The sequence below is a fragment of the Pedobacter panaciterrae genome, assembly GCF_013204795.1.
Classification (GTDB): domain Bacteria; phylum Bacteroidota; class Bacteroidia; order Sphingobacteriales; family Sphingobacteriaceae; genus Pedobacter; species Pedobacter panaciterrae.
In genome coordinates, this window is sequence record NZ_JABMKW010000020.1 from 1,277,989 (window position 1) to 1,298,724 (window position 20,736).

Sequence of the window (20,736 nt, forward strand, 5' to 3'; positions counted from 1 at the left end):
CAGAAATATAGTGGCGAAGAACTAAATTCGGTCCCAATATGGAACCAGGTTCTGCGAAAGTGGTGGCCACATACGGAATAATCCTCAGGGAAGTGTGATAAAACAAATTCTGTTTAAATTAGCACAAAAAACCGACAACCACAAAACAGATCAGTTATTAAAAATCAAAATCAATGCTCCTCAAGTCAAAAATTATTTTGATCTTATTATGGGTGCTCAGTTTAGCCAATATAAACTGTAAAAAATCTGATGTACCAAAAAACGGCAGAACACCTTCGGTTGAAGAACCTTAACATAGAACTATGGTTGTCATTGCACCCTCTTATCTCTGCATTTTCTTTATACTTTCATTTCGTTTAACACCTTATTTAACGAGTTTGATATTCGATACTTTGATTGGGGGAAATACCGATTGAATATTTTCCATCTCCTAGATCATTGGCCGTCCAAACGAGCCAAGATGAGCCGGTTTTTTTAATTTTTACCATTACGATATCCTCTAGATCGATGAATATCAGGTTTGTGTTTGGCCAAGATTCCTTTTCGTCAAACATTCGCAGAAATGTACCTTTCCCTGATGAATAGAAAAAGGCACCAAAGAATTTCCCTTTTAGTAGTTGATTGAGCTTGTCCGAACTCGTTTCAATACTATAAATCTTTACAATACCATCAAAAGCTGTTTCATTTTCCAATTTCCGTTTAAATGTAATACCGTTAATTTCTGCAAATGAGTTGTATTTTTCAGACTTGTAGTTGAATTGCATATCTTAAAATAAATTAGGCATGATTCGCAATTGATTCGATTTAATTTTCAATAGTATTTGCTAATAATCCTAGTTGGTAAGTCCATTCAATAATTATATCCTTGTGATTCTCCAGCTCTTCATCTGTCAAATTTGGATCTGCCTCACTCAGTTCAAAATCAATTGTATCTGTCATATAGGTGCTAATGTTGAATATATGACTAACATCTCCATCGCATAGATATTCAAGCAATTCATAAACAGCACAAGAAGCATTTAGCGCATAGCTCCCATCAAAATCACCAAAGTCATCCATATCTGGAATATTTGGTTCTACTTTATCAAGGTAATTTTGAATCTCAAAATTATTTTGATCAAATCCTTTACTTCTTTTACAAAAGTCAATAGAGTTCTTTAATACTTCAACATCGCCCCAACTATGATTTTTCGAAAACGATGCATATTTTGGTAACAGCCGTTCGCAAATGTCCAGGCCAAAATCTATAAGCGCATCTGAACTTGCTTTATCTACTTCTACATTAAATAATGTTATAAATTCTGGACGTGTCATTGTTTTTGCTTCTACTTGTATATTTCGGTAAAAGTGGTTCTTTCCCACTTTTGGTGGTCAATGTGGTGTCAATATTAATCTTTTTCGGAGTAATTCAAAGCTTGCTCTTCCAAAAGCCCAGAAATCAATGACAAATTTTCTTGGTTATCCTGTTTTTGCTATTAAAGATAAAAAACTGGCCTCAGCTTCAAAGCAGCTTCATTGTCAGTCTCAGTCATAAATAAACTCGCGGAATTCATACTCCTGTTTTCCATACAAACTGACCAGTTCATCAAATTTGTCATCCTTTTTGGAGCTCCCCATCCTGCAACAAACCCTTTTTACATTTGGATTTTCCAGTACCGGTATTAAATTCTCTGGCTCCTGATTTTGTGCCAGCACATATGTAAATTCTTCCAGTGCAGGAGCAGATCTTAAACTAAAAAGATCTTTTAGCCCCTTTAAGTTTTCGAGGTATATTCTTCTTAAAGCGGTCAGGTTTTTGAGCTCTGGAACCCTCTCCACCTGAGGTAATGCCTGAACAAATAAATTCTGCAATCCATTTAATTCTGAAATAAAGGAAAGGTCAGCCAGGCCCCTGATTTGCCATAATTCCAGGTACTTCAGATTTGGGAGATTTTTTAAGGCATTAAAGTTTTTGATGCCACCAAGTTTAATGTCGACCGACCATAGTTCCTTAAGGTCACTTAAAACCTCCAGGTTTGGGACAGAGATTGAACGCAAAACAATTCGCTCTAACTTTTTGAGATGGCTTATGGCTTCTATTCCTTTCTGTTGCCCTTCCAGATACAAATATTCTAAATCTTCGAACCTTGCGATGCTATCTATTCTGGGCTTCTTGGACTTGCTTTGCTGAAGGATCAACTCCCTTACAGATGGGGGAATGTCATTCAAAAAATCAAAACTTTCCAGATTAAAAATCCCAACAGAAAGACTGGTCAGATTTTTCAGTTCAGTTACCGCCTCTATCCCTGTCGCCTGATATAAGCAATCGGCGGTAACCTTAGCCAAGGACGGCATATTTACCAGAAACCTCAGGTCACATCCCTCAATATAATGACCATATACCCTTAAGGTGATATCCTTTCTTTTAGAGAAGACCAGAAGTTCTAAGTTTTCTATATCCTTTTCAGCAAGAGGTTTTGAAAATTGGATTACATTGGTATTAGGGTTTTCAACAAGTGCTATCAGATCACTTTCTTTAATTCCCTTCTCAATTTCATATCTGCCACTGATTTCATCTACAGTTCGTATGCTCATTTGATTGCGTTAATTTATTGCAATGTATAAGAAAAATATATAAATACAACGCAGTCATTAAGAATCACCAGTGGCATCTGACTAAACCTTTGATGTACCTGAGAATGCCGCACACCTGCTTACCAGGATGTATTTACCAGAATAATTTTAATACTTTAGATCGTCTCAGCACTAAAATTAACGCCCGCATATTGTTTTCGGTTCATACATATAGAAGAGGTTATATGAGCCCCTCATCAATCAGTGGTTTTACCTCTTCAGGAAATAATTCATGCAGAAGCTTCGCCTTCAGTATTGTCTAATTGTGCTAATGATTTCATGATTTTGGGCATTGTTGTTAATGCAGATTACCATTTAATCTGATAACTTTGATATCGCTTATCATCCCATTGAGGAACACCGACTTAAGTTTTTTCCTTAAAAAACAGTCCAGGTTAATTGGCAAATCATTTTGAACCAACGAATTGTCATACTTTAACTTAAAGCCAAGTAGATCACCATCTAATTCCAAGCAAGAATCTGCTTCAGGAAGCTCTTTTTTTGAGAACTGGTCAAGCCAATTAGATTTCGTATCAGGTAATTCTTTTGACTCTATTAACTTACCATTAGATAGCTTATAAATGGATATTTTTTTTTCAGAATAAGACCAAACAAAAGAGACCGAAATGTTAGTAGACTTTATATAAAAAGCATTACCATTACTTTTATACAAACGCTCAAATAGTCTTCTATTTTCGTTATTATACAAATTACCTGTCATACTGCAAGACAGCATAACCAGCATATGAAGAATTCCAAAAATACAACACACTTTTACTTTCATTTTGTCTGCCTCCAGTTTTCATAAAGTCCAAATACTTAACATTTATCAATGCTTTATCCTTATTATAAAAAGTACCTGATTTCCTGCTCACCGAATAAACTACTGGCTAGAAATACGCTTATGGCTGTAATTGCTATTCAACCAATTTTAAAACAATTTGCCATTATAGTGAATGGGTTTTCCGGTTTAGAGAAATTTGACACACCCTATTCAAGTATCCCCTATCAAACCACCTCCTTTATACGCTATGTACATTATTCTAATAAGTCCCATGTGCTTAATTACGCTAGTGAATAAAGATATCAGCCACCAATAAATATATCAAAAATCTATTACTAAAGAAGCAAGCACAATTTTGCACGAATAATAACTAGTTATTTGATTTAGGCTCAATTTGATAAACATCACACCCTTCCAACGACGTCAACGCGCTAATTAGTTCTTGCGATTCTCTAATGTAAGTTACATCAGAATCATTATTAGTCACAATACACCATTCTTTTGTATCAGGAAATACAGCAGATGGATTATCTCTGATATCTTCCTGAATCCAAAGTTCCTCGAGTTGCCTTGGGCAATTCACTGACACAGGTCATGCTATTCAACCCACCCGATTGCACTGCATACCGATGGCACTTCTTTTTCAGTCCATTTGTTTGTTTTTGACGGCCAGACTTTGACGCCTTCCCTATAATTTATGTCGGGTCCCATACCACTAACCGAATACACTGGTGATTGCCCGCTTTTTAGTTTAGCCTTGAATGACGAATCAAGGTAATAAATACTTATATTTAATTATTAACCATTCTCAATCTATATGAAAATCCATTTAACGCTCTTAATTACGCTAACAATTGCAAGTCAAAGCTTTTCCCAGCAACTCCAGGTTAGCAAAAACAGAACTTTTGAAATCACCAACAGGACGATTGATACCTTAACAGGCAAAACCGATCAGTCCTTGACCTATGCATTTCGCTCACTCGGCAAAAACCAGGAAGGCAATAATGTTTTTGAATGCAGAATCGTAAAAGCACTCATCAAAAATGATAAAAAAGTGTTACTGAATACCGATTCACTGAGAAAAACCAATTTCATGTCAACAGGTGTACTGTTTCCCATTGCCATGCTTAATAAGCCGTTTACACTAATCATAAACACCAAAGGAAAGGTAATTGTTATAGACGATTTACAGGAACAGCTAAAATCTACACTCATCAAATGGAACTTAAATTCTGACATTGAAAAGCAAATACTTAACAACGCAAAGGGCGGGTTTACTGCTGAGATGCAGGGCTTATTCTACCAATTTCCAGACAAAGCGCTAACCGCTCAAACCTCCTGGGAAAATAAAGACACCGGTACCAAGTTTAAAATCATCTCAAATAAGGCCGGAGTACTCAGGCTAAATACTGAAGAAACCCGCGAAGATGGCTCGACCAACAGTTCTAAATACTCATTTGACCCGCAAACCGGTTTAATGCTCAGCCAGTTTTCCAAAACCAATTTCACATCAAAGGTCAAGAACCTATCCTCGGGAACAGAAAAATCAGTGAAGGGTGAAATCATCAATATGAAGAAGCTCAGTAACGCAACGACGATAACAAAGCCCGACTCCAATTGGATAAGCATGGCAGTTAAAATGAGCTACTGGAGTGAAGAACTAAAAACCGGCGGAGAATATGATTCTTTAAAGGTGAAAAAGGCCCTAGCAGCATTTGGCCCTGAATTTAAAAATGATGCTTATTATGCCGTCAAAAAACTCAGTTTAATCCAGGAGACGCGAAATGACCAAAATTACCAGGTGTATTGGGATGCGCTGATGGAAACACCAAATGAATACCTTAAAGATGAAAGCAGCCACCTCCATAACAAGTTAGGAACGGCGCTGGAAAAAGGAAGTGCAGCAGATGCCTATGCAGTCAGCAAATACTTCTACAATACGCCCTCATTTACGGACTGGGTTCAACAGTCTTTTGCCCAGAATTTCATTGGGGAGTACGATTATCCGGGACGTAAAGAAAAGGACCGTAAAAGCGCAGAACTGATCCAGATGTTTGTCTCGAATAAAAATCCGGTTTATCGTCAAAAAACAAGGGCATTAAATTTATGGGTAAAAGCCAAAGCCGACTCAAAAAACACTGCTTTGCAGTTAGAAACTGCAACGGCCTTCAACAAAATGAGCGACCAGGAAATGAAAGAGGGTAACGGCGGTCGCTACGCATTACTGATGTACAACTTGTTACTCGATGTAAACAAAAAAGGTGCAGCAGATTCTTTATTAAGCGCTGCGATTGTAAAGCTTCAAAAATACACCACCGATAGCCTCAACAAAGAACGCTATGAAAGTCAGAACATGCTGGCCCATGCCTATTACTTAAAGTTTCTTTCTGTAGTAAAAACGGATTCCGTTAAAGCGGTGGCTTATCTGGGAAAAGCATCTGAGTATTCACCAAAAAACAATAAGGAGAAAGCGTATGGTAGTTTTTACGACCGGGTATTCTTAAAATCTAAAGAAAGCTATCGGGATGACTACATTGATCAGCTCCTGCTCGCTGGCAATGAACTGGAAGCTTTAAAGTTATTAGCAGTTCAAATTAATTCGAGTCCGGAAACACTCAGCGACATGCAGAAGCGTTTCGAAACCAAGTTTCCCAGTCGGAGCTTTAAAACCTTTTTTACCGAACACATTATTAGTACCTGGCAGAATGCGCCTGAATTTAAGGTAAAAAATATCAATGGCAAGGAGCATACCCTGGCAGATTTCAAAGAAAAATGGCTGGTGCTCGATTTTTGGGGAACCTGGTGCGGGCCCTGCAAGCAGGAACTGCCTGATGTAAACAAATTCTATACGGAACTGACAGAAGGCAAACATGGTGATGCAAACTTCCTGAGTGTTGCCTGTTACGATACCGAAGAAAAAGTAAAAGGTTTTTTAGCCCTCAACAAGTACACCATCCCGGTGGCGATGTCTGACAACAAGATAGAGAAGGATTATCAAGTTAGCGGCTACCCTTCTAAGATCATTATCTCACCAGAGGGGCGTATGCTTAATGTTCAGTTCGGGAAGGACTGGAAAGGGATATTGAAGAAATTCAACGAAATATATGCTAGTAAATAAATACCGGCATTTAATTTTAATTCTTCAATCTTCAGTAGGCTATTATTTAAAATAGTATTGATTAACAAAACACGTTACCTTCAAGCCACTCACCATTATAAAATTAACGCCATGATAGTAATGCCTTTATCATCAAATTTTGTTTCCACTCCCATCCTACAATCCAATATCAATGACACCTCTCTCATTAGTGGACTTATCGGAATCGGAATTTGTATTGCCATTTTTATTGTTTTGCGAGAAGTTGTTATGTGGTATTGGAAGATCAACATCATAGTAACTAATCAAGAGCGACAACTAAAAGCCCAACAGGAGACAAACAACTTATTAAGTGAGCAAATTTCATTACTTAGATCCCAAATTGAATTGACTATTGGGCCATCGGAGGACTTCACAGATAAAGCATAACACCTTAAATTAAAAAACATGGCGAGCAAAGATTGTCCAAATTGCAATAAGAAACTTGACGGCATACTTTCATCAAGATATATACTTTCAAAGCCGTTAACGGATTTTATAAATTCCCAATCCAATAGAACGATGGAAGGATACTGTAGTGATTGTGGAGTTAACGAATATAATGCGATCACCAAAGATCTGGAGAGTAGAAAACAGGAATTGGTTAAAAATATAAAGAAGGATCTACATTTAGTGCCAATAATAACAGTACCAAACCCATCAAACTGGGAATATGAAATTCTTGAAATTGTTACTGGACAATCGGTAACCGGAACAGGGCTTTTAACCGAAATAGCATCCTCGTGGGCTGATTTTTTAGGTGGACAATCTGAATCACTAGCCGGGAAGATCTTAAAAGGAGAAAACATTTGCAAAGAGGCTATCCGATTTAGTTGTTTATTATTGGGTGGAAACGCTATAATTGGCACTGACATAGACTATTCCGAAGTAGGTGGTGGAAAAGGAATGCTGATGGTCTGTATGTCAGGAACTTCAATCAAGGTTAAAAACTGGACTGAAAAACAAAACGATTTCAAAGAAAAAATAAATCACCTTGCAGAAAACGCTACAAAACTAGTCGAACTAAAATCTATAAAAATACCCAGTTTATTGTAACGTATAACATCATATCAGAAATAGCTAACAATGATCTCCACTCAAACCGTGCTGCTTTAGCCTGTTATTAAAATAGCACAAGTGTCATTAAAGTATTGTTTGATAACGTGGTCAATTAAAGTAAATCCAAAAATTATATTCGTTATCAGTTATTCCAGATAGAAACTTGTGGATACAGGAGATCCTGGAGCTAAAACATTTTGCAATTCACGTTTTACACTTAAAAATAGCTTTATAGTGAAGTTTAAATAGTAGATATTAGGAATGAAAAGCTACCTAACGACACTACGGATTACCTTCCCATTAAAATCAAGCTCATATTTGTTCTTCTCCCAATCAACTAATGCAATGTGATCATCATGAATAGCAAAGGTCGTTTCGCCGTCAGGTGAGACAAAAATATCATATCCAGAGAAGGACCATATTATATCTCCCTGACTGTTTAACATGGAGACATTTACCTCACCATGAATAACATACCCACCACCGATACTATAAATCTGGAAGCACGCGGCAATATCAACTTGGGTTTGCCAACTTAACTTCAAGCTTGGCAGCTCTAAGGAAAACACGCTATCTCCACAACAGACTGATAAAGAATCACCATTTAATATGGCTGATGTTGGATGGACCGTTGTGCCACCTGATCCAATAAGCAAACAACTATTTACTTCAAGATCACCCTTAAATAATCTGACACCATGCGGTGTGCCATAAGGATTCTGATACCGGTCAGTAAAGTGATATAATTCATAAACACTTTTATTGTCGGAGCCAGGCGTATATGAAGTATCATCGAATAACTCGACGATCATATCTTTATAGTTGTAGGCTATCTTATTATCCATATCAAACGCCTACCCCATATGTGCAGGCAAGGAACTAAGATAGTAGTTTACTTTCAGTTTTTATATCCGTTTTCGACTTTACAATATGTTGTAAAATGCTGAGTAAAGGTTTTGGATACCATCTTTAATGCCAATCATGCCCACAGTGACGACATTGCCTGGCTGCTGGAGTTCTTGCCAGTCTATTGCATTTTGGACAATAATTCAACACCACCTGATCTTTATATTTCAATAGTATCCTTTCCGCTACTTTTATCTTAAAGCCTTCTTCTCCCAGTTTTACGAGCGTCAACGCATCCTCATCATCTGTCAGCCAACCCATTCTTTTATAAGCCCTGGTTGCTGCATGGAGGTTGGCATCTGGATGCCCTAACTTAATTACCGAAGATATATGTCTGTTTGCCAGCTTCTCTTTGTCATTTTGCAGGCTGGAGAAGTAAGTCATTATATAGTCCGCAGTTTGGTAATCCATTAGATTTCATGCCAATTGTATTCACAAATGTATCCTTAAAAGTCATCACCTGTATCTTTTTGTTCAATTCACTTTAGGAAGAGGCTATATCAGCCCCTCATCCTTAAAAGAGAAATACCCTTGTTTAGTCAGGATGATGTGATCCAAAACCAGCAAGTCCAGTAACTTCCCAGCCTCTTCCAATCTTCTGGTCAGGGAAAGATCTGCCTGGCTGGGCCTCAAATTACCACTGGGGTGATTGTGGCAAAGTATGATCCCGCTGGCGCAGGCTTTCAAAGCAATCCCGAATACCAGCTTCGGATCAACCAGCGTTCCTGAAACTCCGCCGCTGGAAATTTCGGTCATACCGATAACACTATTCGCACGGTTCAGCAGCAGGATGAAGAATTGTTCGCTCATCTGGATTCTTCCATGGTCCCAGTTGTTGAACAATATGTTATATGCATCTTTAGACTGGGTGATCTTAGGCCTTTCACAGGCTTTAAACTTCGGCTGATAAGTTACTTTGATTTCCGATACCATAAACAGGGAATTTTGGATCTGCACTTTCATCGTCTTAAATTTTTAATTGAAAATTTGATTAATTGTGCGCGCCTTCCGGACGGGGCTGAGCAAGCAAAAAATGCAGCGGAATAAATGGAAAAGCGGGAAAAGGCCACCTGAGCGTTTATGCCGAACAATTTTTGCGCCCCAAAAGTCCCGGCCGAACTTAGTGCAGGATGAATAGAATAGTTCCTCCAATTACCGGTCTTCAAATCCATATCTTTTGAGCTGTCAAAACGCCGCCCGCTGGCTAGCGGGCGGCGATCCGGGCTTCAGCCCTTCCTAATGATAAAGCACCTGAACCATTAATTTGAACTTTTCATTGGTACTGATCTTTTCGGCATACTTAATGATCCGGTCATTGACAAACAGCACCTGCAGGTTAAAGCAGAGCTGCTGGGAAAACACCCTGCCGTTATCGATCATTGCAACTTCAAACCGCTCAATTCGCTGCATGCTCTGTCGGGACAAACTCAGCCACTGATCAAAACTAAAAAAGCCAAAGTTCCAGCCCGCCCTGTACTCTTGCTCCCGCTCCTCAAAGTCAGCGCAGACCTGTTTTAAATTTTCAATCAGTGGTTTTACCTCTTCGGGAAATAATTCATGCAAAAGCTTCGCCTTCGCCGTATTGTCTAATTGTGCTAATGATTTCATGATTGTTCGTTGTTGGGCGGAAATCCGCCGGTTGATAATTGGCTTAATTCGCCGGCCTCCAGTTTCGCTTTAAGCCTGCCCAGCTGCTGGAAAATGTCCTTCCAGTAACGCTGACGCTTTTTAGCAAACTCCTGCAAGGCCGGCTCCTGCTGCTGATACAGAATGCAGATATAGCCGGCCGTTTGCCTGATGGCCTCATTCAGGTCGGTCACCTCAATCAGCTGACCTTCCAAATCACGGATGTAAGGATTGCTCGCCATAAAAATGCTTGATTAACTGCGGAACCTGAACAGGCGGGTTCCCCGGCGTTTTAAATAACTGGCGGTATACCCGTTATCCTCAATGATTCCCCGCACCAGCTTTTCCGCAACCTGCGCGGTATGCCGGTCACCGGGGTGCATTGTGGTATCATCCAGACTGATAAAATGCTTCAGCGCTTTGGCCAGTTCAAAAAGCGCCTTTTTCTCTGTTTTCTCACTGTAATTACACATGATCAGAAACTTAAATGGAATCCGGAAAAACAACACTTTGGGCAATCTGCCTTGCCCAATAAAAAGCATTATTGGAAATGTGCCTTTGCCACGCCAGCTGCGACCGGCACCAGCGGAAACCATGTCGTTTTAACTGGCTGATCACCTCCGCCTCAGGCTTATCCTCAAAAAACAACTGCAAACGGTTCGCCTCCCGGTTCTCAAAAATGCGCAGCCCATTAATTTCCACATGCAGGGCAACCCTCTCTGCCTGCACTTTCAGCGCAGCAATCCGCTTTTCAATGCGTCTGATATTCGCATTGTTGTTGCTCAGCGAATAAGCGGCAAAACCCACCCCACCCCATTCAGGGTTCATCAACTTCGTCCATAGCTCAGCGCTGGCAAAGTCCAACATCAAAAACCCCTCCCGGTCCTTCTTCCTCAGACATTTATTAGCCGCCCGCATAAACCCCTGCCTATCTTTCAGCTCCCCCAGCTTCTGCTCCAGCTTTAAAAGCGCCTGGGGATCATCCGAAAAAATCGCATCATTATCCCTAATGCTTTGCGCCTTATCCGCATAATAATCCGCCTTCTTCCCCGCCTCTATAGACCTGCACATCGCACCCTCAATCTTCTCCCTGTACCTCCTGTCCCTTTTCTCCGAATGATGCCCAACCAAAATCGGCTGCCCCATAGGGATCACCCGGGCCATCTCCTTACTCCTGAAATACAGCTGATCAGATTCAGCCTCACTTTTTAACGCCTGATGCTCCGCATACGCAATACGGTTTCCCTTACGCTGATGAAAATCATGTTTCATAATACAAGTGCAATTAACGGCCGCACCACACCGGTTTTAAGGTTTGAAAATCTGTTAAATCTTCCTCCTCTGCCCTTCAAAAAGCTTTTTTCCAAAAGAAAAAAGGACAAAAAAGAAAGCAACAGAAACATGGCAGACCATACCGGAGCGGTATAAGTCCCAAAGGGTGGCGCAGCCATTATGCCCGCGCAGGTGCAGACGGCCATTAGTTTCGCTTTCCTTTTTTTGTCCCCTTTTTTCTGAAAAAGCGTATCCTGCTCACCCGGTATTCACCTCATCCTGCCAGGCAAGCCTCAAAACATAACCGATAAAAATCAGATATAATTCGAAAAAGCCAATTGAAAAGCGAGGCTACTAGACCATAGCAACACCGCAGCACATCTCCCAAAAGAAAAGCAGACCCTACCCTACAACAGAACGGATCCCCGCAGCACTTGAAACCCGGACTTTCTTAACCGGTACCACATTCAACATCGGATACATCCGCATCCCCAGCTCCATCGCAGCCAGAACCGAACAGGTCTTAGCCACACCCATACCCCCAAAGCGGCAAAAATCAGCCAATGCCATATCCGACAACTTCAGCAAATTACCGCCCACGCTATCCAAAATCCGCCCGGCCAGATCCACCGCCGTTTCATGCGGGCTGCCAGAGCCAATCAGCATCGCCAGCAACTCCGCATCGCTCATCGACTCCCGGCCATGCTCCAGCATCTTCTCACGCGGACGAAGCTCCGGCTCCCAGCTCTTGATCCCATTCACCCGCTTTTTAATAGCTTTACCATATAAATCCTGAACGGTAACTTCCTGCTCATCCTGATAAGCCGCAGCCCTGAACAAAGAAGACAAGCAGCCGATCAGCATGTGAAAATCTTCCTCAAAAATCCTGACGCTTTGACGCAGATAACTCCCGTCCGGTTGGGAATCACTCCTGGTGATACAGATATAACTGCTGTTGTTCCTGGCCAGCTTAAAATCCAGAAAGTAATGTTTCCCCGCACTGCAGAAGCTTTCCGAAGCTAAAATGTTGCTGTTTTTCATAACGCTAAAATTTAGTACGACCCAAAGTTCCGGCAACCCCACCCTGATATCCGGTTTTATTTTAACTTACCTGATCCTGATTTCCCTTTATCCGATCCAAACATCAGCTTACCCGATCCCAAAAACTTTAACCGCGATAATTTGTTAATCATCAGAACCATCTAAACAACCAAAATGACCCAGCCAACACAAATCCGGTATTGCAGGCAATGCGACAAACCACTGCATGGACGCTCAGACCAGATCTACTGCAACGATACCTGCCGGAATACCTTCAATAAGCATAAAGAAAAAGAGACAAAAACCCCTCCCCACCCAAACGAGAAACAGATCTTTGCCATCATCAGGCGGAATTATGATATTTTACAGCGCCTGTACCCCTGGCCAATTCGTCCGGGACGCTATGAATATGTCCCAAGACAAAATATGCCACATCATTTCAATCGGAACTTTTTTACAGCAACCCATCATACTTCCGCAGGGGAATGGTTTGTCTGTTTCGACAGAGGATGGATGATTGTCGGAGACCGGTATCATCTTAAGGACTTCCCGGAAAAATCATCTCTAACCGGTTGAGCTTAGAACAAAGCCTACGATTTCGATACATCCAATGCTAGAAAATAAAGACATGGTTACACTCAATCTTTCTCTATTTAATTATATTGTGACAACCAAAATCAACTATTATGGCAGACGCTTTCAGTACTACTTTAGATGGCCTTAGAGCTACAATAACCCCCAATCCCAATGCAGTATATCAAACAACCGATTTTGGCGGCGGCCAGTGGCATTACGACCCTTTAGATTCATCTCCGATAATACAATAATATAAGCAATTAGCCAGACACTTTTAAAATGGCAAAAGGAGTCAATTTACTCTGGTTTGTCCAATCAGCAAAAAACATCAGTAAAAATGGAATAGACTATTTACGTACATACCAATTTCCCTTGTATTTTTTATATAGATTAATATCTTTAGGCGTTGAGCCCGGCAATTTCCGAAGGAGTATTGGTCGCTCAGCTTTATCTGGATTCATGTACATATTCCCCTCGCTATCTACTTGTATAAGACATAACTTATATATCATGTAAGCTTTAAATAATTGTTCTATTTTTTCAGTATTCAAATAATCTTTCCCACAACTTTTCAGGACTAAGTCGTTATTAATACTAATAATTTCTTTATCATCAGCATCAACCATATAAGGGGAACAATCCCCTTTGTATACATTAATAAAATATCTCGTAGTATTATTTTTAGTACCTGGGCTTCTGAGATATATAGAACTATTTCTTAACTCACTAAAATCAACATTATTATATTTCTCAATAATGCTCTCGAAATTCTGACCATTACATGATTGCACAAAGATCACAAAAATTAACGTTGCCTGTAATAATACTAAGTTTTTCATCTTCTTGAAATAGTAACTGATGATAATCCCACACTTGGTGTCCAAGTACGGTATCTTAAAAGTTGTGATTGGGAAAAGTTTATACCTCTACCTATGGAGAATTGATCATCGTTAGCATCTAACTGTGGACGATAACCATTTGTAGAAGAGCTAGCCACACTATTAAAATGGGCCGCACCTTTAAGTAGCAGCTTACTAAATCCCAGTGAGCTACCTGCCGCACCCCACAAATAGTTTCCAGAATTCATCTGATTATGGGCATATCCGTCTCCCTCAGGAAGAAAAAGAGTCGAAGCAGGTTTACTTAGAGGGTCATTACCGGCACCATTTTTAGAAAATTCATTAGGTATTGTCGTATATGAAAAATCTAACACTCCTCCCCCTTTGCTTTCTTTATTCATAAAGCTCAACTTACTCCTTCTATTATCTACAATAAGCGCTCCTGCATTCCCTAGTATTTCTATCATTTTTTCTTTATTAACAAAGGTTACCTTATTAATAGTTCCATTTTCAATATCCTTAGTATCTGATTCAGGATCCGCAAAATTATATGCCTGCTTGCTGCCGGTTTTTGAATTTTCTACTATCAATTTATCTGGTTTATTATTCCTATCAATTCTCTGGAAATCGCCATTCTGATCAAAAATATAATCATCAAAGGGCATCATTCCGTCAGGATCGACAAACCTGATCGGATTATTAAATGCATAAATGTAAGGACTATGTCTCCTCATCTTTTCCGCCAAAGGATCGATCACATTCCACCTGCCAAGCACTGGATCATAGAACCTTGCCCCGTAATCAAACAGCTTCTCCTGCTCCTGTTTCTCCTTACCATTGTACAGGTAAAGGTTCTTCGCACTTGGAACTACCCGCCCGATCTCCAACCCAAAACCATAGTAGTCCATCTCCTGAATTTTAACCGCTGCATTGCTGGCATTAATTTCAAAGTACACCCGTCCATTACCCAGGTGGTCGGCCAAGGTATATTCATAGTTGTAGGCTCCTGCTACGCTTGCGCTCTTTACTACTCTGCCTTCAGCTGTGGACATAAACTTCAGCACTCCAGCCTCGTAATGGATACCGCTAATATAATCATTATTTACTGTTGCACTACCGCTAACCAGCTTCCTTAATTTATTGCCATTGGCATCATAAGTATAAACGATCACCGCACCATTGGCATTGATATTTGTCGGTAGGTTCAAATGGTTGTACGTCATGTCGTACAGGTTGTTGGCTGCACTGGTGGTACTCACTCTGGTGATCATGTTACCATTCAGATCATACCCATAAGTGGTAGTGCCGGGAAGCTGGAATGAAGCCACCGTATTCGCATTGGCATCCGCTACAGTATTCAATCTGTTGCCTGTATTGGTATAATCATACGTCAGTTGATCTACAACAGCAGTCAATGATTTTCTTTGCAGGCTGGTGATGTTACCCATTATATTATAGCCGATGGTTTCATCATTTCCATCGTGGCTCAACGCGGTCAGTAACCGGTTCTGCTTATCGTAGGTATAGACATATTGTTTGCTCAAACTGGTATTGACACCCCATTTCTGCCTGCTGATGTTGCCATTGTATTGCGCTACTAATCCGGCAGAATCCAGTTCATAGGTTAAAGCCTGCGCAAACAAAGGAGAACTCTGACTTTTCAGCCAGCCCCGGGCATTATAGGTGTAATTAACGGTCTGGGCAAAGGTGGTCAAATTGGCACTGTGTAATCCTTTACTGCTCAGCTGGCCAATTTCATTATAGGTATTGCGGCTCAGCAGGATCTCCGGATTGGTCGTGGCCGCAACATCTCCCGTTTTTTGGTAAGTATCTTTTAATCTGCCCATATGGTCATAAATGAACCGGTTAGAGGCATTCAGCTTCTCCACACCTAACACAAAATGCCGTCTCACACTAGCAGTCAATTCACCCGGAAAGTTATACGTATTGGTTGTCTCATCATAACTGTTGGTCGCTACCACTCCTCCTTTATAGTGCTGTTGCCAAACCTTAGCGATCCTTCCTTCTTCATCATAATAGTTCACCGTCCACAGGTAATACCAGCTTAAAACCAATCGTGACATCCCCCTGCATAGAAAGGATACAATCATTTTCCACCTTGTACACCGGTAACAGATTAATTGCTTCCATCACTAAACAGATTTAACACCAACACCAATAGAACCACCCTCATACTTCAAGCCCGTAAACACGCGGCGCGAGCGGAACACAATGCGACTGGGCAAGCCACGTTTTGCCACATACTTCATCAGGCCATGCTCCCCAAACCGATGCGATAAACGAAACACAAAGAAGAACAACGCAAAACCCAGACTCAGCACCAGCGGAAGCAGCACAAACAAAGGCGCCCCCAGGAGATAGCCCAACACAAAACCTAGCAGCAACAATACTAAACCCACTGCCAGATAAGCAATGTACTGCGCCTTTAACCCTTTAAACACAATCGGCTTAGACACCCCTTTATTGATATGATAGACACTAGCCATGATCAGATCCCGAAAAATGATTTCAATACCGTAGCCACCACCACCAGAAAAATACAGGAGCCAAACCAGGCTGCAGCCACCTTATTGGTATCCGGCTCACCCGCATTCCACTTATTGAACACCTTTACCGCACCGATCAGTCCTACTACCGCACCAATGGCATACATCAAATCCAAACCTGTATCAAAATACCCTACCACCTTACTCGTTGCCTCACGGATACCCGCATTGCCGTCCTGTGCAAATGCGGACACTGCAAACACGAAAGAAGAAAGCACCTGATAAACCACTAATACAACACCCAGCAATAAACAGCGGGCAAAGACAGCAAAACACTTAACACACCTCATACACACAGCGACTAAAAATGAAAAGAAAAGAACCTAATACAACCAAACCAAAAACTCGCCTCAACACTAATCCCAAAGCGAATCCAATTCAGACAGACTGATCAGGAAAGGCGCATGGTCTACCACATAAGCATTGACCACTGCAATCCCAGTATGCGAACCGATCCCCGGATAATTCTCCTTCAGACCAGCAATCAATCGGAAAAAGTCCAGTTTAGAGCCATCCTCCCTGGCCAGTCCTGCAAACAATTCCTTCAACTCTGCCAACACATCAGCAATTAATCCATTCTCCTCTACTGCTTCACCAGCGTCTGCAAATGCAATATCTGCGGAGGACATGCGCTCCATTCCTTCCGGCATTTTAGATTTGCCCATTAGTGACTCCCCTGAATCCAGGCCAGGCGCAGAAGCATTACCACCAAAACCCAAACCATCATCAGCACCAACATCACCAGAAACCCCGGCGCCCAACAGCTCTTTCAATGTCCGGGGCGATCCGCCCCGTTCGTCACCAGAGTACACCATCAGCAGCCATACATACCAGGCCGCGGTCAGCGGCCCAAACACCAGAAAAAAATCCAGCCAGCTAAATTGCTCTAACATCGATTTCAAATTTACTCCACCGCCCAATTGCAGCGGAAACCGGGAACAAAGGACAGCAGAACCCAAAACATAACTTCCCACATGGGATATTTTGATAAAAAACCGATCGCAAAACCACATAGAACAAACACCAATGTCCCTTCCCATCTCCAGACGGACCGTAGGATTTATCAATCATTAACTCAACCATTAATAACTTGGCCTGCTACCCCACTCATCCTCCTCATCCATCTTCTTTAATAGTGCTTCCCGGATCTGGTCAGTAAATTCGGTTTTTCTGAGCCGTTTCCTGGCTTTGATGTTATCAAACCCTTTTTTAGGAATACCCAGATTGACCCCAAAAAAGTCACCCAGGCTTGCAAAGAAATCTACAATACCGATACTTCCGTTATTGACCTGTTCTTTCAGGTGGATGCCATGGGCGAGTTCAATCAAATGAATAACCTCACCTGTCCACTGCATTGGTTTAATCAACTTACCTTTTGAATCTACAGAGGTATTGGATAAGCCGGGCTTAGGCGACAATGCATACTGACGTTCGAGCAGTTCGCTGCGCAATTGCTCGTAGGCAATGAACCTGGCGAAGAGCTCGCCGGTTAACGTGCAACTCACCCCTTCCTGACCAGGCATTACAGGAATCAGCACACTATCGTTTGCAATACCCCCGCCGGATCCAAATGCCTTAGTGAAGAACAAACTGTCCAGTTCCGTTGCCTCAAGGCAATAATATTTGTAGTGAAAACTGTGACGCTCAAAGAAGGCGTTGATAAACCCGATTTCCTGCTGGCAGCGTTTACAAAGTGTTTTCTCAGTTCCCGCAACTTTGCAAATATTCCTACCGTAATATTCCTGCCAATAAATTTCCAGGCTTTTAAAAGCGGGATACAAATACTTGTGGTAATTAATCTCGCCCGATTGATCCTGATATGGATATTGATTGCTAAGCCCAGCCAAAACCGGTCTGAGTTCCTTCATTTGGGCTTGTAAAATACTCGCTGGATTTTTGCCAACCTGAGCAATGTACTTTAGCTGATCTTTCAGCTCTTGCAGCGCCTGCTGCGCCTTTGGATTAATGTTGTTGTTCATAGGATGATTTATTTCTACAACAATAACTGCTGAACCCACATGCATTCAGCAGCGGTTAATTAATCCAAATATGGTTCGATAAAGGTCAGATTGTCAATAGGGAATTCTCCCTATTTTGATAAAATAGGGAGAATTCCCTATTCCTCTTTTTAGTACTAAATAACGACTATTAATCATAGAGTTAATACAATGAATCGAAGAAGTCTAAATCTTCTCGATTCAGATCAAAAGTCCATATATTTGATATCATAGATAACCTGCATGACTGTTTTATCTTGTAGTTGAGTAACGGATTGAGTATTCTCATTCGTCATATAATAAAGACCATTATTTAATTCAGAAAATTCAAATGGAAAACCAAAAATTAACAGATCTGCTAGAGAAATTGAATAGTAAAAAATTCTCCGAAACTGAAATTGAAGCACTGAATAAATGGTATCAGCAGTTAGATGATGATTCTAAAATGATTAAAGATTGGATAAATGAGGCGGGAGGCACATCAGAACTTGCCGAATCCCTTCTGGCTGCTTTTAAGAACAAGAATAACATTAAAGATTCGAGTACTTAACACATGTGATTAATCAATAAAGAAAACAGAAGTGCCAATAACTAAAAGAAAATATATTATTCGTAAAATCTTACCTTTGAATTTCGTTCCCTACAAGGGATCAGTCTTTTGCAAGTGGTAAAGCTTTCTGTTTCTCCAACCATCTAGATTACAAACAACGATAATCAAAAGTTCAACACTTAGGCTCAATAATTTCAATCTTTGAAGTTCAAGACAAAAAATGATCGTCAAATTTCTCAGTTAATGATTTTGTTAATTCGAGCCGTTGACTGCCAATAGTGAAAATTTCAGAAATTTTACCTGGTATTTTGTTGTTATTTATTGTTGCATCAGAATAACCAAAATCTTTTTGAACTGATATAAAAGGAAAAATCACCATTTTATTACTAGTTAATTCCGAGATAAAATCGTCCGCTGTAACCTTCTCATCAAAAGGTTCATCCAAAATGGATTGAAAAAATTTCGAATAGACTACAATAAATTGAGTACAATAGAAGTGGTTTATCCAAAATCTATTTTCACTTATTTTAACAGCCTGATTAAATCCCCCTCCTATACCACCCGAAAGTACATCAGCGCCTTGATGATGTGCCTCTATAATATTTTGGAACAATAAATGTTTTGAATAACACTCGGTAAATTGATGGTCATCTTCACAAATAATGATAAGGTCATCGTTGTTTTTAATTGCTATATCGATAATCTTGCGGATTGTTAACCAAAGACCAACTGCTCCGATCCGATGTTCAAAAGCTTCAATCAATGTAACATCGAATTCACTTTTTCCAACAAACTCGCGGGTAATATGGAACCGTCTGTCGGACCTCTTTGGCAAATTGATTATAAAAGTAGGTATTGTGAAATGGTCGAAATTTATTTCATCAATTTGCGGAACAGTTTTATTAAGGGTACTATAGAATGCTTTTACATCTAATATGGATGAGATCGTATCAGAAGAAGCTTGAAAAAGTCCGCGTATCCTACCCGGAACCTCATTTCCACGAGTAACATCGGAATAACCGAACTCTTTTTGTTGCGAAATAAATGGGTATACAACTAATTTAATAGACGAAAGCATACAAATCTTGTGATCAGGCCGATCGTAATTTTCAAATTTAGCGTCCAAAATTACTTTAAATAACCGAGGAAATATCACTGTAAATTGAAACCCACTAAAATTCTCTGTCCACAGTAGTGATTGTGAAAGAGGAATCACATTTTTAACTGAGCTAACTCCTCCGGAGAGAATATCTGCATCTAATTTTGCCGCCCTAAGAATATTTTCATAAAAAGTATCTCTTTCATAGTTAGGAGAAAATTCATGATCGTCCTCACATATTATTATATATTCTTGGTTATCGACCTCGGGTCTCCGCAATATTTCTAATATACTATGCCATAGTCCAATTGCTCCAATTTCATGTTCAACCGCGTCTACAATAGTTAATTTAAACTCAGGCTTATCGGCAAACTCAGACAAGACACTCGATAGTCTATCCGTTCTTTTTTTTAAATTGATCACATAAGTTCGGATTCCCTCACCAAAATTATTGAACATATCAGTTGCTTAATATAAATGATTGACCAGTTACTTAACTCTAATTGCTATCGCCGGCCTCATGCGGTACGTGTTTGTTTGCATAAAAGCCTTAAAAAATTGATTTGACTAATAGCAAAAGTGTCATTAGTTGAAACATTTGCTATTAATCAAAATGTCATTTAGTGCACATTCTTAAAGAGTGCAGTGGATACGTGGGCAAAGCAGTGGAT

26 protein-coding genes are annotated in these 20,736 nt (G+C 40.3%); 5 read left to right on the plus strand and 21 right to left on the minus strand.

Features of this window, described 5'->3' with window-relative positions; all coding sequences use genetic code 11:
• Window positions 1–368: 368 nt before the first annotated feature.
• The 5 genes from HQN86_RS24445 to HQN86_RS24465 all read right to left on the minus strand — a co-directional run bounded on the left by HQN86_RS24445 (window position 369) and on the right by HQN86_RS24465 (window position 3,986).
• The gene (locus HQN86_RS24445; protein ID WP_172663463.1) at window positions 369–764 is read right to left on the minus strand and encodes a hypothetical protein; all 396 of its coding nucleotides are present in this window, start codon (window positions 762–764) and stop codon (window positions 369–371) included.
• A gap of 40 nt (window positions 765–804) precedes the next feature.
• Window positions 805–1,314, minus strand: coding sequence for a DUF416 family protein (locus HQN86_RS24450; RefSeq protein WP_172663464.1), 510 nt, complete (start codon window positions 1,312–1,314; stop codon window positions 805–807).
• A 210-nt stretch (window positions 1,315–1,524) separates the two neighbouring features.
• A complete protein-coding gene (locus HQN86_RS24455; RefSeq protein ID WP_172663465.1) occupies window positions 1,525–2,574 on the minus strand; it encodes a leucine-rich repeat domain-containing protein in 1,050 nt (349 codons plus the stop codon).
• Window positions 2,575–2,911: 337 nt separating this feature from the next.
• Window positions 2,912–3,397: a hypothetical protein gene (locus HQN86_RS24460; protein WP_172663466.1), complete on the minus strand. Its 486-nt coding sequence runs from the start codon at window positions 3,395–3,397 to the stop codon at window positions 2,912–2,914.
• Window positions 3,398–3,767: 370 nt separating this feature from the next.
• Window positions 3,768–3,986 (minus strand): hypothetical protein, encoded by a 219-nt coding sequence (locus HQN86_RS24465; protein WP_172663467.1) that lies wholly within the window; start codon window positions 3,984–3,986, stop codon window positions 3,768–3,770.
• A 228-nt stretch (window positions 3,987–4,214) separates the two neighbouring features.
• On the opposite strand from HQN86_RS24465, the gene HQN86_RS24470 reads away from it, so the two are divergent.
• Both HQN86_RS24470 and HQN86_RS24475 read left to right on the plus strand, forming a co-directional pair.
• Window positions 4,215–6,515, plus strand: a complete 2,301-nt coding sequence (locus tag HQN86_RS24470) for a redoxin domain-containing protein (protein ID WP_172663468.1) — start codon at window positions 4,215–4,217, stop codon at window positions 6,513–6,515.
• 426 nt (window positions 6,516–6,941) lie between these two features.
• Window positions 6,942–7,589 carry a heavy metal-binding domain-containing protein gene (locus HQN86_RS24475; RefSeq protein ID WP_172663469.1) on the plus strand — a complete coding sequence of 216 codons (648 nt, stop codon included), beginning with the start codon at window positions 6,942–6,944 and terminating at the stop codon, window positions 7,587–7,589.
• A gap of 272 nt (window positions 7,590–7,861) precedes the next feature.
• On the opposite strand, the gene HQN86_RS24480 is transcribed toward HQN86_RS24475, so the two are convergent.
• The 7 genes from HQN86_RS24480 to HQN86_RS24510 form a co-directional block, all read right to left on the minus strand.
• A complete protein-coding gene (locus HQN86_RS24480) occupies window positions 7,862–8,437 on the minus strand; it encodes a hypothetical protein (RefSeq protein WP_172663470.1) in 576 nt (191 codons plus the stop codon).
• A gap of 124 nt (window positions 8,438–8,561) precedes the next feature.
• The gene (locus HQN86_RS24485) at window positions 8,562–8,882 is read right to left on the minus strand and encodes a hypothetical protein (protein ID WP_216854505.1); all 321 of its coding nucleotides are present in this window, start codon (window positions 8,880–8,882) and stop codon (window positions 8,562–8,564) included.
• A 111-nt stretch (window positions 8,883–8,993) separates the two neighbouring features.
• On the minus strand, window positions 8,994–9,461 hold the full coding sequence (locus HQN86_RS24490) for a JAB domain-containing protein (protein ID WP_172663472.1): 468 nt from the start codon (window positions 9,459–9,461) through the stop codon (window positions 8,994–8,996).
• 273 nt (window positions 9,462–9,734) lie between these two features.
• Window positions 9,735–10,106: a hypothetical protein gene (locus HQN86_RS24495; protein WP_172663473.1), complete on the minus strand. Its 372-nt coding sequence runs from the start codon at window positions 10,104–10,106 to the stop codon at window positions 9,735–9,737.
• Window positions 10,103–10,366, minus strand: coding sequence for a hypothetical protein (locus tag HQN86_RS24500; RefSeq protein WP_172663474.1), 264 nt, complete (start codon window positions 10,364–10,366; stop codon window positions 10,103–10,105). The genes HQN86_RS24495 and HQN86_RS24500 overlap by 4 nt, the downstream gene beginning before the upstream one ends.
• A gap of 12 nt (window positions 10,367–10,378) precedes the next feature.
• The gene (locus tag HQN86_RS24505) at window positions 10,379–10,597 is read right to left on the minus strand and encodes a hypothetical protein (protein ID WP_172663475.1); all 219 of its coding nucleotides are present in this window, start codon (window positions 10,595–10,597) and stop codon (window positions 10,379–10,381) included.
• A 10-nt stretch (window positions 10,598–10,607) separates the two neighbouring features.
• Entirely contained in the window at window positions 10,608–11,396 is a 789-nt protein-coding gene (locus HQN86_RS24510) for a DUF3560 domain-containing protein (RefSeq protein ID WP_172663476.1), read from the minus strand.
• Here HQN86_RS24510 and HQN86_RS24515 point away from each other — a divergent pair.
• Entirely contained in the window at window positions 11,388–11,552 is a 165-nt protein-coding gene (locus HQN86_RS24515) for a hypothetical protein (RefSeq protein ID WP_172663477.1), read from the plus strand. The two genes, HQN86_RS24510 and HQN86_RS24515, sit on opposite strands and share 9 nt — an antisense overlap.
• 246 nt (window positions 11,553–11,798) lie before the next feature.
• Here HQN86_RS24515 and HQN86_RS24520 read toward each other — a convergent pair whose 3' ends face one another.
• A complete protein-coding gene (locus HQN86_RS24520; protein WP_172663478.1) occupies window positions 11,799–12,437 on the minus strand; it encodes a UPF0758 domain-containing protein in 639 nt (212 codons plus the stop codon).
• A gap of 686 nt (window positions 12,438–13,123) precedes the next feature.
• Here HQN86_RS24520 and HQN86_RS24525 point away from each other — a divergent pair.
• The gene (locus HQN86_RS24525) at window positions 13,124–13,264 is read left to right on the plus strand and encodes a hypothetical protein (protein ID WP_172663479.1); all 141 of its coding nucleotides are present in this window, start codon (window positions 13,124–13,126) and stop codon (window positions 13,262–13,264) included.
• 96 nt (window positions 13,265–13,360) lie between these two features.
• Here HQN86_RS24525 and HQN86_RS24530 read toward each other — a convergent pair whose 3' ends face one another.
• The 7 genes from HQN86_RS24530 to HQN86_RS24560 all read right to left on the minus strand — a co-directional run bounded on the left by HQN86_RS24530 (window position 13,361) and on the right by HQN86_RS24560 (window position 18,443).
• Window positions 13,361–13,852: a hypothetical protein gene (locus HQN86_RS24530; protein ID WP_172663480.1), complete on the minus strand. Its 492-nt coding sequence runs from the start codon at window positions 13,850–13,852 to the stop codon at window positions 13,361–13,363.
• Entirely contained in the window at window positions 13,849–15,936 is a 2,088-nt protein-coding gene (locus tag HQN86_RS24535; RefSeq protein WP_172663481.1) for an RHS repeat domain-containing protein, read from the minus strand. The genes HQN86_RS24530 and HQN86_RS24535 overlap by 4 nt, the downstream gene beginning before the upstream one ends.
• Complete coding sequence (locus HQN86_RS27200; protein WP_172663482.1) at window positions 15,884–16,003, minus strand: DUF3875 domain-containing protein; 120 nt, start codon at window positions 16,001–16,003, stop codon at window positions 15,884–15,886. Before HQN86_RS27200 ends, HQN86_RS24535 begins: the two co-directional genes overlap by 53 nt.
• A 2-nt stretch (window positions 16,004–16,005) precedes the next feature.
• Window positions 16,006–16,359 (minus strand): DUF4133 domain-containing protein, encoded by a 354-nt coding sequence (locus HQN86_RS24545; RefSeq protein WP_172663483.1) that lies wholly within the window; start codon window positions 16,357–16,359, stop codon window positions 16,006–16,008.
• Between the two features lie 2 nt (window positions 16,360–16,361).
• Entirely contained in the window at window positions 16,362–16,709 is a 348-nt protein-coding gene (locus HQN86_RS24550; RefSeq protein WP_172663484.1) for a DUF4134 domain-containing protein, read from the minus strand.
• 66 nt (window positions 16,710–16,775) lie between these two features.
• Entirely contained in the window at window positions 16,776–17,234 is a 459-nt protein-coding gene (locus tag HQN86_RS24555) for a hypothetical protein (protein ID WP_172663485.1), read from the minus strand.
• A gap of 267 nt (window positions 17,235–17,501) precedes the next feature.
• Window positions 17,502–18,443: an RteC domain-containing protein gene (locus tag HQN86_RS24560; RefSeq protein WP_172663486.1), complete on the minus strand. Its 942-nt coding sequence runs from the start codon at window positions 18,441–18,443 to the stop codon at window positions 17,502–17,504.
• Between the two features lie 304 nt (window positions 18,444–18,747).
• Between HQN86_RS24560 and HQN86_RS24565 the strand changes: the two genes are divergently transcribed.
• Window positions 18,748–18,966, plus strand: a complete 219-nt coding sequence (locus tag HQN86_RS24565) for a hypothetical protein (RefSeq protein WP_172663487.1) — start codon at window positions 18,748–18,750, stop codon at window positions 18,964–18,966.
• Window positions 18,967–19,174: 208 nt separating this feature from the next.
• Here the strand turns inward: HQN86_RS24565 and HQN86_RS24570 are convergent, their stop codons facing one another.
• Window positions 19,175–20,524 (minus strand): glycosyltransferase family 25 protein, encoded by a 1,350-nt coding sequence (locus tag HQN86_RS24570; protein WP_172663488.1) that lies wholly within the window; start codon window positions 20,522–20,524, stop codon window positions 19,175–19,177.
• Window positions 20,525–20,736 lie beyond the last annotated feature (212 nt).